Raw genomic sequence first — 12,260 nt, forward strand, 5'->3', positions numbered from 1 at the left:
GGCAAGCTCCGGGAACCCAACATTTTGGGGTGTGATCCTGGTCAAAACACTATATGTAGTAGTTACATTACGGGAATTCGCTGGTGGCCGGGAAGCGTGGCACTACATCTAGGGACCGGGGGAACATGGATGTAATTCCAGGGATGTCCGTCGCGCCACACCCCCGGAAAGGTCGGCTGCACAGGCTGACCTCGACGTCTGCGCAGGACCCCGGCGGACCCCGGCCGCGCCGCCTCCCCACCCCCCGCACCGACCCCCTCGCCGGGCCCGCGGCGGTCCCCGGCCGCGCCGCCTCCCCACCCCCCGCACCGACCCCGGACAGACGAAACCCTCCCGGCCGGGACGGAGATCCCGGGGGAGGGTCGGTCAGGGGCGGGGCCCCGGCGCGGCCTGGGCCGCTCAGCCCTGGCGGGCCTTGAAGCGCGGGTCGCGCTTGTTGATCACGTAGACCTTGCCGTGGCGGCGGACAACCTGAGCGCCCGGCTTGTTCTTCAGCGACCGAAGGGACTTGCGGACCTTCATCGGGCGCTCCTTTCTTCCTTCAGGTGGACAGGAGTTGCCTCACACGACTTGCCAGGCAACCTGGCGGCCACGTCCGGGACGCTCCGGGGGCATCGCGGGGCGACGTCCGGGCCGAACTGACCATGACACAAGCGGTCATCATAGCCCGCGACCACGGGCCTGACCAAAACGTGGCCGCAGCGCCCACGCCGGTCGGCGCCGCCGCGGCCGGTAGGATCGGCCGCATGACGACGCCGCCGACCACCACGAACCCCTCCGACCCCTCCGACGACCGGGACTCCACCGGTACCACCGGCACCACCGCCTCCCCCGGCGGCCCGGGAGCCGGCGCACCGGCCCGCCCCCTCCGCGAGACGATCATCGACGAGCTGGGCGTCGAACCCCACATCGACCCCGCCGCCGAGATCGAGCGCCGGGTGACCTTCCTCACCAACTACCTCCTCGCCTCCCACACGCGCGGGTTCGTCCTCGGCATCTCCGGGGGCCAGGACTCGACGCTGGCCGGGCGCCTCTGCCAGCTCGCCGTCGAGAAGCTGCGCGGCACCGCCGACGCCGGGCACCCGGACGCGCGCGACGTGGAGTTCATCGCCGTGCGCCTGCCCTACGGGGAGCAGGCCGACGAGGACGACGCGCAGACCGCCCTCCGGTTCATCGCCCCGGACCGCACCGTGAGCGTGGACATCCGCCCCGCCGCCGACGCCGCGGCGGCGGACGTCGCGGCCGCGCTCGGTGTGGACCGCCTGTCCGACCTCAACAAGGGCAACGTCAAGGCCCGGCAGCGGATGATCGCCCAGTACGCGCTCGCGGGCGAGCGGGGGCTGCTCGTCGTCGGCACCGACCACGCCGCCGAGGCCGTGACCGGCTTCTACACGAAGTTCGGCGACGGCGGCGCGGACGTGACCCCCCTGGCCGGTCTCACGAAGCGCCAGGGCGCGGCGCTGCTCCGCGAGCTCGGGGCCCCGGAGTCCACGTGGACGAAGGTTCCGACCGCCGACCTCGAGGACGACCGCCCGGCACTGCCCGACGAGGAGGCGCTCGGCGTGACGTACACGCAGATCGACGACTACCTCGAGGGCGCGGACATCGACGGCGGGACCGCCGCCCGCATCGAGCACCTGTGGCGGGTCAGCCGCCACAAGCGCGCGATGCCCGTCGCCCCGCACGACACGTGGTGGGCGCACCAGGTCTGACGGGGGTCGCGGGGCCGACGGGGTCCGGGGTCGGGACGACTCACCCGGGGTCGGGACGACGCACCCGCTGAGCGGGGGCCCGGCACGACCGTCCCCCACCCCGGTCCGGGGTCAGGACGACGCGAAGAGGTCCGACCCGAACTGCTGGATGATGAGCGCGGCGAAGCCGAGGTACCAGACGAGGACGACGAGCGCGGGCAGGGCGTTGCGCCGCACCGGCTCCTCCCCCGCCGCCCGGCGCCGCTCGCGGGCCACGTGCACGAGCGTCGTGACGAACAGCGGCAGCGTCACCGCCCACACGATCATGCACCAGGGGCACAGCGCGACGATCTCGTAGACCGCCTGGTAGGCCAGCCAGTGCACGAAGACCACCGCGAGGGTCAGGCCCGCGGTGAAGCCCCACCAGAACCACGGCCGGAACCGGGCGCCGGCGAGCAGCGCCATGCCGACGGTGATGACGACGGGGAAGCCGACGAGCCCGATGATCGGGTTGGGGAACCCGAAGGCGCTCGCCTGGTCCGAGGCCATGACGTCACCGCACGCGATGACGGAGTTGACGGTGCAGGACGGGACGAAGCCGCTGTCCTGCATCATGTGGATCTTCTCCACCATGATGACCGCGGAGAAGATGAGGCCGACGGCCCCGAGCAGCGTGATCCACACGCCGTAGAGGGCGCTGCCGCCCCACCGGCCGTCGGGGGCGGCGCCGGCCGCGGCGCCGGTCGCGGCGGTCCGGGCGGCGGACGGTGTCCCGGGGGCCGGTCCGCCCGACGCGGCGGTCACGGCGGTCACGGCGGTGTCACCGCCCGGGGTGCTGGCTGCGGTCATGCCCGACATGGTGGAGTCCTTCACAGGGTGTGTGGGGAGGCGTCGTCCGCCGCGACCCGTGCGGGTCGCCGCGCCCGCGCCCCGCTGGTGTGTGTGGTCGTCGCGTGGCGTCGCCCGCGCGGCGCGGGGACCCGGCCGACCGGCCGGTGCCCGCGCCCGGGGGACGCCGCCCCACATTGTACGACCGGCCCGCCCGCACCGAAAGCTGACATGTCAACAATGTCGGTGCAGCAGAGTCCCCCTCCCCCGGCACCCCCGCCGCCGCAGCGGCGCGCCCCGGAGCGCCCGGCCGCACCGCCGCCGACCCCGCGCTGACCTGCGCCCGGACCGCGATCCGGCCGGGGCCGCCACCCCACCCGGACGCCGCCGGTATCGCGTCTGCGACCCCCGCCCGAAGCGTGCCGTCGTCTCCCCTCGGAAAACCGCATTTCATGACAGACGGCCGCAGAACCGCTATTGTCGTCACGGTTCCCGAACCGGAAGGAAATTCCATGCGACGAAGCCACAAAAGTGCTTCAGTCCTCCGCGAAGAGGACATCCATGTCGTCGACCAGGACGAAATGAAAAAAGCCCTCCGGGCAACCCTCCTGGGAAACTTCATGGAGTGGTTTGACATCGGCATTTTCGCCTACGTCATGACCTACATTTCACTCCTGTTCTTCCCGCTGCCGTCCCCGTGGGACCAGCTGGCCTCGTTCGCCACCCTCGCCGTGACCTTCCTGGTCCGGCCCCTCGGCGGACTGATCCTCGGCCCCCTCGGCGACCGCATCGGCCGCCGCCGGATCCTCGCCTTCACGATCGTGGCGATGTCCCTGGGCACGTTCCTCATCGGTGTGCTGCCGACGTACGCGCAGATCGGCATCGCCGCCCCGGTGCTGCTCATCCTGCTGAAGTTCATCCAGGGCTTCTCCACCGGCGGCGAGTACGCCGGCGCGGCGACGTTCATCGCGGAGTACTCCTCCGACCGGCGCCGCGGATTCTGGGGCTCGTTCCTCGACTTCGGCTCCTACCTCGGGTTCGCGGCCGCCGCCGCGCTCGTCACCGTCGTCGAGCTGCTGACCGACGACGCCCAGATGGAGTCCTGGGGCTGGCGCATCCCCTTCCTCGTCGCCCTCCCCCTCGGCCTGGTCGGCGTGTACATGCGCTCCCACATCAAGGAGTCCCACACCTTCGAGGCCAACCAGGAGGACAAGGAGAAGAAGGCCCAGGCCGGCGGTGCCCCCGAGGAGGGCATGGTCGCCCAGGTCCGCTACCTCGTGAAGACCTTCTGGCCGCAGATCCTCATGGGCTCCGGGCTCGTCATGTGCGCGCAGGTCGTCGGCTACGCCCTGACGACCTACATGCCGACCTACCTCACGGACTCCCTCGGCTACGACACGCTCCACGGCAACGCGCTGCTCGTCCCGGTGCTCATCATCGTGTCCGTGGCGCTGCCGCTGTTCGGCGCGCTGTCCGACCGTGTCGGCCGGCGCCCGGTCATGCTCACCGGCTGTGTCGCGGGTGTGATCCTGGCGATCCCGGCGTTCATGCTCATGATGATGGGCCACACGTGGTCCACCCTCGCCGGCCTCATGATCATCGGCGTCATCATGATGTTCCAGGTGTCCGTCCAGGCGTCGGCCCTGCCGTCGCTGTTCCCGACGGAGAGCCGCTACACCGCGATGGGCCTGATGTTCAACATCGCCGTGGCGCTGTTCGGCGGCACGACCGGCTTCGTCATCAGTGCCCTGCAGAGCATCATCGGCTCCGACATGGCCGGCGCGTACTACATCATCTTCGCGTGCATCGTCGGCGGCATCGGCGTGTACTGCATGAAGGAGTCCTCCGGCCGCAACCTCATCGGCTCCATGCCGGTCGTGGACCACGAGCACGAGGTCCGCGGGGTCGTGGAGAACGTCGAGGCGAACGAGAAGTACGACCTCGAGACGATGCCCGTCGACGGGCCCGTCGACATCGAGACGCTCCGCGGCAACTGAGTCGCGGAGGCTGAGCCGCTGACGCTGACCCGCGGGGGCCGGGGAAACCCGCGGGGGCCGGGGGACATTGGCGGGGATTCCGGGGGGCTCGACCCGCCGGGACCGGGGGCGGGGCTGGGGGGCTTCGCCGGGGACCCGGGGTCGGGTTGAGGGGTGGGGCCCGGGGGCCGGCTCCGCGGGCAGGTGCCCGGGGGCCGGTCTCCGGGGAGAGAGACAACGTGACCCGGGGGATGAGTCACTCACGACGCCGCCTCTCCCCGCCTCCGCGCTCCCCCGGTCCCGCCCGCCGGCGCCGTCGGGCGCGCGGATGGTGAGAGTTCCCGGGGGCTGCTCCCCCGGGTTGGCCTAGAAGGCTGAACAGCTACACAAGGCCTCAAGCCGCAATTGGCCCCCGAGGTAGAGAAATGCCCACAGGGCCGTAGATACATGGTCGCAGCAGAGGCTCAGATCAGAGCCTTGCGAAGACGCTCCGCTCGGCGCCCCTCGCCACGCGCGGAAGACCAGACAGGCGAACTCAGCTGACAGCGTGACGAGCCTCACTGTCAACACGCCCTCGACAAGCAGAAGGTGTTCGGCCAGGCGAGAAGCCCAGTGGCACATCCCCCCCCTCAAGCACTGCCCTGTATCGACAGGTCAGACAACCGAGTACAGCACGCCACCAACGATACACCCCCACATGGGGGCACATTTTTATAGGATCGGCACCCTCCCTTTTACGGGACACCCCACGCCGGCCCCACAAGAAAAGTCGAACCTAGGGACGAAAACAACTGGCCACAATGCCGAACGGAGAAGTACCAATATAGACATAGTGACACCTCTCTCTCTTTGAGCGACTGACGTTATAAGCATCTGGAAATAATCGCCCAAGACCCTAGACCGCGGGCTTCAGGTCCGCTATCCTGATCGCAGGGAATTCCCCCAACCCACCCCAGAACACCAACGACAGGAGGTGAAAAAGATGAAGAACGTCACCGTTCGCCGAGCTGACAAGCTCGAGGCAACCGTCCACTGGATCGTCTTCTGACGCACCAACAGAAGGTAGAGAGACCCGGTGATCCATACTGCGTACGGATCACCGGGACTCCGTGACTTTCGAACCGTTTTAAGGCCAAGTTGAAAAAGGGTATCAAATGTTTGAATCTTCCAGTCGCCCCACTATAAAACCAATCTATCCCGTATACAGGCTCGACAGCGAAACGTTCCGCATTGGCGCCCAGATCGGTATCACGGCGGAGTTCCACGACCCAGACGCAACCCTGTGGACTCTCGTCTCCATCATGGACGGACGGACAACAGCGGAGATCGTGCAGGAAATGACAGGTCGATTCCCGGACCTTGACGAAGGCGATGTCCTTGACGGGATCAACCTGCTTCACAACGAGGGCTTTGTTGAAGACGGCAGCGGACCTAGTCGAATCTTTGGCGCACGCCTACAGCCTAACATCAGCTATTTTAGCCATTTCTCCAGCCCGGAGAAGTCTAAATATGACGTTCAAAATGCCATCAAAGACACAAATGTTCTTCTTTTGGGTCTCAGCGGAGGCGGATCCAATATCTTGACCCTGCTGGCCGGCATCGAACCCAAGTCGATCACCGCAGTCGATTACGATCGTGTCGAGGAAGGGAATCTTGGTCGTCAATTTATCTACCGCGAGCATGACATCGGGACACTCAAGACTACAGCCGCAGCAAACGCACTGGCGGAGATGAACTCAAACATTGCCTTTCACGCGGTGAACGAAAAAATCGAATCGCCGAGCCAAGTCACAGACCTCCTCCACGACAACGATATCGCGATTTGCGCAATCGACGAACCCCCCTTCAAGGCCCAACGCATCGTAAACAAGGCCTGCATCCTGGCCGGCAAGCCGTGCGTTTACGGCGCTTCGCAGGTGAGCCACGGACGAGTATTCACAATCATTCCGGAAGAAACGGGATGCTTTGACTGCTTGAACATTCACTACAGTCAGCGCGACCCCCAGTTCCTGAGCCAGTTTGAGGGATTTGCGGAATCTAAGTTCGATCCGCCATCGATCGCCTACGGACCTGCGATGTTCACGCTAAGCGCTACGATCGTCGACGAAGTTGTGCGGACGATAACAAGCTATGCTCCTCCGCGCTCACATGGACTCCAACTAGAGGTTGATTACGAAGACGGGTCGCAATCACAACACCCTTCCTGGCCCCGATTCGCCGACCTTTGCCCAACGTGCGGAGCCGGCGACGAGTCGCAGTGGCCGATTTTCTCACTTTATGGATAAGGCACACAACGGAAGGAGGCGTATCGTGAATCTGAAACCCGTGTCAGCACGAAAGCTGCGGTCGGGAAGTTGGGTAGTCGTGGCCGACGGATCAGCCCCGCTCGTAATGACTGAAGAATTAAAGGACGAGATGATCCACGGCGAGATTGACTCCTGCGAGCTTTCTCTCGACTTACTACGGGAATCGGGCTTCATTGCGGATTCTGCGACCACCTGCCCGAGCATCCCGACAGCGGACGACATCCCTCTCGGGACGATTTCAACTCCCGCTCTCTGGACCATCGGCAGGCTGTCCGTGCTGACGTTGACAAAGCACTTCATCACGTTACGGCGTAAACCTCTTTCAGGTCCAGGAAAAGCGCCTGCATCAGTGGTTCGTTTTTTATTGTCTGCAGTCGCTAGCGGCGTGTTGGGATCTATCCCCCACGAGGCCTCCCACATATATTTTGGTGCCGCATGGAGAAGCGGGAAAAACCCCCTTCACGTTTCCGTATTGAAGGGTACGGCAACAACGTCACTGACACATGTCTGGACCTGGGGAGTTCGTGAACGATTGACTGCCGTTAGTTCCGGGATTATTATCGATTTGGCCAGCTTGGCAGCCCTGGAGTTGTTGAACAAACGTAAACCATCCAGTCTGTTGTCAGTTGCGTCGTCGATGACTGCAGCACGCTTGTCACTCCAACTCCGCTTCCACCGGAACTGCGACGGACGGCATATTGCGATGTTACTCATTGACAACCCGGATATCGCGGCCGAATGTAGGGACTTCGCTAAAACAAAGTCGCTGGCGTCAGCACCTCGCGAAGTTAAGCTATGGTTCACACTCGAGGCTATCGGTAGACTTATAGAGGTTTCCTCAATTTTCTACTGGATAGTTCGGCCCGCACTTAGAATGATCAATAGGAAAGCTGGCATCCGACATCGCGCCCCCTTAATGCGACGCATGTTGGCACCGTATTCGCGGCTGGGATTCATGGAAGGGAAACCTTGATGGCTATCACCAAAACTGCCAACGATGCAGTGTGCCTTAAGAACATCCGTAAGACCTACCGCGGGTCGACCACGCCGGCGAACGACGGCATCACCCTGACCTTCTCCCCCGGCGAGGTCATCGCGCTCATCGGCCACAACGGGGCGGGCAAGACCACCCTGCTCGGCCAGATGTCCGGCCTGGTCGCCCCCGACTCGGGCAGCATCCGGTACCGCGACCGTGACCTGACGCGGGACCCGTCCTTCGCCCGGACGGTGACCGCCATGATGCCGCAGGCCGGCACACCGCTGACCGGGGTGACCCCCCTCCAGGCGGTCACGTCCATCGGGCGGATCCGCGGGTACGGCGGACCCGCGGCCCGGCGCGCGGCGGGGCAGCTCGTCGACGCGCTCGACATCGGGGACTGGGCCTCGACCCGCGGTGACCGGCTCTCCGGCGGCATCCGCCGCCTGACCTGCTTCGCGATGGCGACGATCGCCCCGCCGCCGGTGCTCCTCATCGACGAGCCGACGAACGACGTCGACCCCACCCGCCGGCCCCTGGTGTGGAGACACCTGCGGGCCCTCGCGGACGACGGACACGTCGTCATCGTCGTGACCCACAACCTCAACGAGGTCCAGGAGACGGCCGACCGTGCCGTCCTCCTCCACCACGGCCGGGTGCGCCTGGACACGACGTCGGCGGAGCTCGCCGCCGACAGCGACCCGCGGTCGGTGCGCATGACCGTCCGGACCCGCGACCCGACGGTCCGGGCACCCGCGTCCTGGGGCGGCTCGTGCCACACCGACGACGGCGGGCTCGTCGTCGACGTCGAGCCCGCCGACCTCGGGACCGCGACCACCTGGGCCACCGCCCTCGTCCGCTCCGGGGAGGCGGACGGGTACAGCGTGTCCCCCGCGTCCACCTCGCTCGAATCGACCTACCGGAGGCTCACCGATGACCACTGACCCGGTGACCGTCGTCCCCGCGGACCCGCTCCCCCGGACCCGGTGGGTGACCAGCTGGCTGGCGCTCGTGCGGTGGAGTGTGATCCGGCACGCGTACTTCCTCCCCGTCGTCGCGGCGGTCCAGGTCCTGTTCTCCGTGGCGGTGATCTACGGGATCCCCCTCATGCTCCCGGCCGTCGACGAGACGACCGCGCGGTACGTCTCCACCGGGACGTGGACGCTGTGCACGCTCGCGGTGGGCTGCGTGCTGGCCCCGCAGCTGCTCAGCGTGTCCAAGGTGGAGGGGCTGCTCGACTATCAGAGGACCCTGCCGGTCCCCCGGTCCGCGCTGCTCATGTCCGACGTCCTCGTCTGGCTCGTGATCGCCCTGCCCGGGATCGTGTCCGGCATCGTCGCCGCGCAACTCCGGTTCTCCGGGTACATCACGGTCACCCTCACCGTGGTTCCCGTCATCCTCGCCTGCCAGGTCACCGTGCTGCTCATCGGGTACGCCCTGACGTTCTGGCTTCCCGCGGACGCGAGTTCCCTGGCGACCCAGGTCATCCTCATCGGGTCCCTGCTCTTCTCACCGATCGTCTACCCCTCCGACCGGCTGCCCGGGTGGCTCGTCACCGTGCACGGGTACCTGCCGTTCGTTCCGGTCAGCAGGGTGATCAGACACTTTTCCTTCCCCACCGACGGCGTCCCGCTCGCTCCGGTGTCGGTCATCGTCGTCTGGACCGTCGTCGCCTACGTTCTGTGCCTCGCGGCACTGTCAAGGAGAAAATAACCGATGGATCGATACCCGATTCTCAGTACGCAGAGCCTGGCGAAGAGCCACGGCAGAAAAGTTCTCGTCCACCCCACCACGATGGAGATCCTCCCCGGGGAGGTGTGCGCCCTCATCGGACCGAACGGCGCCGGAAAGACCACACTGCTCAAGACCGTGTGCGGGTTCGTGCAGCCGACGTCGGGGACCGTCCTGGTCGACGGCCAGCCCCTGACCACCGCCACCCGCACCACACTGCTGCCCCGGATCGGCGTCGTCATCGGCCCGCTCGAGGTCCCGAAGCGCACGACCGCCCGGCAGGTGCTCGAGCGCCACCTGCGGCTCATGGGCCGGACCGGTGACGACCCGGTCGAGCCGATGCTGCGGCGCGTCGGCCTCGACTACGCCGCCGACCTCCCCGTGAACAGCTTCTCCCTCGGCATGAAGCAGCGACTGTCCATCGCCCGCGCCCTCGCCCACGGGCCGTCGCTGCTCATTCTCGACGAACCCACCAACGGCCTGGACCGGGACGCCGTCGACGGCCTGAACGACATCCTCACCGAGATCGCCGCGCAGGGCCACGCCGTCATCCTGTCCACCCACGTCCGGTCGGACATCTCACTCATGGCCCGGACCGCCTACATCATGCACCGGGGCCAGCTGGGCCGGAAGTTCGACCTCACCACCATGCCCGCTGAGGGTCCCGGCTCCCTCGACGACGCCTACCGGGCCGCCACCACAGGAGGACACCAGTGAAAACCATGATCGCGACAGAGTTGAAGCAGTACCGGTCGACCCTGGTCTACCTCTTCCTCGCCGGCTTCGTCCCCGTCCTGCTGTTCCTCTACTTCTTCGGCGCCATCAGCAGGGCGGACTCCGACCCTGACGCCGCGGCGTTCCTCGACTACCACCTCGTCGTGAACCTGTCGCTGACCGTCACGCTCGGCGTCGTGTCGGTGACCGGCGCGGTGGTGTTCGCGCGGTCCGTCATCGCCGACTACGTCGGCGACCGGCGCATCGCGCTCTACATGTACCCGTACGGCCGCTCGCCCCTCTTCACCGCCAAGACACTCGCCGCCCTCATCGCGATGGGCATGGCGGCGGTCGGCACCGTCGCCGGCATCATCGTCTTCATCCTCGCGCAGCAGGCGTGGGCCGTCATCCCGGACATGCCGCTGGCCGAGGCGCTCGTCTACGCGTTCGGCGCCTCCGTCAGCACCGCCATCCTGTCGCTCGCGCTCACCGTCCTGTCCGGGTGCATCGGCATGTGGTGGCGCTCCCCCCCTGGGGTGCCTGATCACCGGCGTGATCCTCGTCTGCATCTGCGGCAACAGCGTCGGGATGTCCTCCTCCTCGTCGCTGGGCGTCTCCTGGTTGACGACGGGCGTCGCCGTGGTCCTCGCCCTCGTGGGGGTGTTCGTCATCCGTCGCCGGACGGACACCGACGACATCCTCTGACGCACTGCTCGTCGGACACGCGAAAACCCCCGGTCGCTGAGACCGGGGGTTTGTCGTTGATGGTGGAGCTAACGGGACTCGAACCCGTGACCCCCACACTGCCAGTGTGGTGCGCTACCAGCTGCGCCATAGCCCCGTTGCATGACCTTCCGGGAGCGTGTCCCGGCTGCCGTGCGAACGATCTACACCGTACACCGCCGCCGGAACGGGGAACAAATCCCCAGGTCATTCACCAATTCGGCGGTTCCGGGGCGGTGGGCGGCGATTGCGGTCCGGGCCGGGTGAGGTCCGGGCCGGTCGAGGTCCGGGCCGGCGGAGGGCCCTCGGGGGACCGGGTGCCGGCGGCACCGGACCGGGTGCCGGCGGGGCGGGCTCAGCCCTTGACGACGTCGGAGACCCAGGAGGACGGCTTGCCGTTCTCCCCGCGCTTGAGCTGGACCTCCTTGCCGTCGGCGTACACGACCGGGGCGGAGACCTTGCCGGCCTTCTGCTTCAGCTCCTCGGTGTTCGCCGCGGCGACATCCTCGCCCTTCTTCTGGACGGAGCCGTCACGGATGGAGTTGATGACGGAGTCGTCGAGGTTGTAGTCCTTCAGCGAGTCGGCGAACTGCTCCCAGCCCCACTGGCGGGCGACCTCGTCCTGATCGAGGAAGGCCTTGGCGTGCATGTTCCAGAACGCCTTGGGGTTGTTCTCCGCGAGGACCGTGGCGACGGCGGCGGCACGGGTGGAGGACCCGGGCTTGCCACCGTCGAGGAAGTTGAGGAAGTGCAGGTTGACGGTCATCTTGCCGTCGGAGACAGCCTGCTTGATGTCCTCGTTGTCCGCGGTGACGAGGTCAGCGCAGTGCGGGCAGCTGAAGTCCTCGTAGATGTCGACGACCGGCGCGTCCTTGGCGACCTTGTCGCTCTTGAGGGTCACCTTGTTGTCCTGCGCGGTCACGGAGAAGTCGACGTCGTCCTGCCCGATCGCGAGGGCGTCGGCGTTCTTCGAGCTGCCCTTCCAGACGACGAACGCGATGACGACGGCCGCGATGACGATGATGGCGACGACGCCCCAGAGGAATCCGCCCGCCCCCTTCTCGTTCGGCGCCTTGATCTTCTGACTCACTGCTGTGTTCCTTCCCGTCGCGTCGACACCCGACCGGTGGCGGTCGCCAGTCCGCCCGGGGGCGGACGTCGGCGGTCGACGAGTACAAAAGTCCGACAAAATCGTCTCTCAGACTAGTCTCATGCACGGTCCGGGGACCATCCCGGGGCCGGAGGAAACCGCAGATCGCCGGAGATTGGCGGGGCATTCGCGGCAGGCTCCCAGGAAACCTGAAGGTCCGTCCCG

At 66.6% G+C, this 12,260-nt stretch carries 11 protein-coding genes and 1 tRNA gene; 8 read left to right on the forward strand and 4 right to left on the reverse strand.

What is annotated here, in order from left to right; all coding sequences use genetic code 11:
• Positions 1–399: 399 nt before the first annotated feature.
• Positions 400–522, reverse strand: a complete 123-nt coding sequence (gene ykgO / locus CBOVI_RS07890; RefSeq protein ID WP_006839679.1) for a type B 50S ribosomal protein L36 — start codon at positions 520–522, stop codon at positions 400–402.
• A gap of 224 nt (positions 523–746) precedes the next feature.
• Here ykgO and nadE point away from each other — a divergent pair, with 224 nt between their 5' ends.
• Positions 747–1,712, forward strand: coding sequence for an NAD(+) synthase (gene nadE / locus CBOVI_RS07895; RefSeq protein ID WP_010267788.1), 966 nt, complete (start codon positions 747–749; stop codon positions 1,710–1,712).
• Positions 1,713–1,823: 111 nt separating this feature from the next.
• Here the strand turns inward: nadE and CBOVI_RS07900 are convergent, their stop codons facing one another.
• The gene (locus CBOVI_RS07900) at positions 1,824–2,540 is read right to left on the reverse strand and encodes a vitamin K epoxide reductase family protein (protein ID WP_125187267.1); all 717 of its coding nucleotides are present in this window, start codon (positions 2,538–2,540) and stop codon (positions 1,824–1,826) included.
• Positions 2,541–3,139: 599 nt separating this feature from the next.
• Here CBOVI_RS07900 and CBOVI_RS07905 point away from each other — a divergent pair.
• The 7 genes from CBOVI_RS07905 (at position 3,140) to CBOVI_RS07935 (ending at position 10,927) form a co-directional block, all read left to right on the forward strand.
• Complete coding sequence (locus CBOVI_RS07905) at positions 3,140–4,516, forward strand: MFS transporter (protein ID WP_010266734.1); 1,377 nt, start codon at positions 3,140–3,142, stop codon at positions 4,514–4,516.
• A 1,133-nt stretch (positions 4,517–5,649) separates the two neighbouring features.
• Positions 5,650–6,780 (forward strand): ThiF family adenylyltransferase, encoded by a 1,131-nt coding sequence (locus tag CBOVI_RS07910; protein ID WP_010266728.1) that lies wholly within the window; start codon positions 5,650–5,652, stop codon positions 6,778–6,780.
• Between the two features lie 25 nt (positions 6,781–6,805).
• Positions 6,806–7,774 (forward strand): hypothetical protein, encoded by a 969-nt coding sequence (locus CBOVI_RS07915; protein WP_183273631.1) that lies wholly within the window; start codon positions 6,806–6,808, stop codon positions 7,772–7,774.
• Positions 7,774–8,721, forward strand: a complete 948-nt coding sequence (locus tag CBOVI_RS07920) for an ABC transporter ATP-binding protein (RefSeq protein ID WP_043360868.1) — start codon at positions 7,774–7,776, stop codon at positions 8,719–8,721. The genes CBOVI_RS07915 and CBOVI_RS07920 overlap by 1 nt, the downstream gene beginning before the upstream one ends.
• Positions 8,711–9,490, forward strand: coding sequence for an ABC transporter permease (locus tag CBOVI_RS07925; protein ID WP_010266721.1), 780 nt, complete (start codon positions 8,711–8,713; stop codon positions 9,488–9,490). The genes CBOVI_RS07920 and CBOVI_RS07925 overlap by 11 nt, the downstream gene beginning before the upstream one ends.
• A 3-nt stretch (positions 9,491–9,493) precedes the next feature.
• A complete protein-coding gene (locus CBOVI_RS07930; protein ID WP_083825998.1) occupies positions 9,494–10,225 on the forward strand; it encodes an ABC transporter ATP-binding protein in 732 nt (243 codons plus the stop codon).
• 549 nt (positions 10,226–10,774) lie between these two features.
• Positions 10,775–10,927: a hypothetical protein gene (locus CBOVI_RS07935; protein WP_010266712.1), complete on the forward strand. Its 153-nt coding sequence runs from the start codon at positions 10,775–10,777 to the stop codon at positions 10,925–10,927.
• A gap of 60 nt (positions 10,928–10,987) precedes the next feature.
• On the opposite strand, the gene CBOVI_RS07940 is transcribed toward CBOVI_RS07935, so the two are convergent.
• Together CBOVI_RS07940 and CBOVI_RS07945 are read right to left on the reverse strand one after the other, a co-directional pair.
• Positions 10,988–11,063, reverse strand: a tRNA-Ala gene (locus CBOVI_RS07940).
• 237 nt (positions 11,064–11,300) lie between these two features.
• Positions 11,301–12,035, reverse strand: a complete 735-nt coding sequence (locus tag CBOVI_RS07945; protein ID WP_010266709.1) for a DsbA family protein — start codon at positions 12,033–12,035, stop codon at positions 11,301–11,303.
• Positions 12,036–12,260 lie beyond the last annotated feature (225 nt).

It is taken from the genome of Corynebacterium bovis DSM 20582 = CIP 54.80 (assembly GCF_030408615.1).
Taxonomy (GTDB): Bacteria; Actinomycetota; Actinomycetes; order Mycobacteriales; family Mycobacteriaceae; genus Corynebacterium; species Corynebacterium bovis.

Coding starts and splice junctions, on each gene's coding strand:
- ykgO (WP_006839679.1), bottom strand. CDS start 522: ATGAAGGTCCGCAAGTCCCTTCGGTCGCTGAAGAACAAGCCGGGCGCT.
- nadE (WP_010267788.1), top strand. CDS start 747: ATGACGACGCCGCCGACCACCACGAACCCCTCCGACCCCTCCGACGAC.
- CBOVI_RS07900 (WP_125187267.1), bottom strand. CDS start 2,540: ATGACCGCAGCCAGCACCCCGGGCGGTGACACCGCCGTGACCGCCGTG.
- CBOVI_RS07905 (WP_010266734.1), top strand. CDS start 3,140: ATGGAGTGGTTTGACATCGGCATTTTCGCCTACGTCATGACCTACATT.
- CBOVI_RS07910 (WP_010266728.1), top strand. CDS start 5,650: ATGTTTGAATCTTCCAGTCGCCCCACTATAAAACCAATCTATCCCGTA.
- CBOVI_RS07920 (WP_043360868.1), top strand. CDS start 7,774: ATGGCTATCACCAAAACTGCCAACGATGCAGTGTGCCTTAAGAACATC.
- CBOVI_RS07925 (WP_010266721.1), top strand. CDS start 8,711: ATGACCACTGACCCGGTGACCGTCGTCCCCGCGGACCCGCTCCCCCGG.
- CBOVI_RS07930 (WP_083825998.1), top strand. CDS start 9,494: ATGGATCGATACCCGATTCTCAGTACGCAGAGCCTGGCGAAGAGCCAC.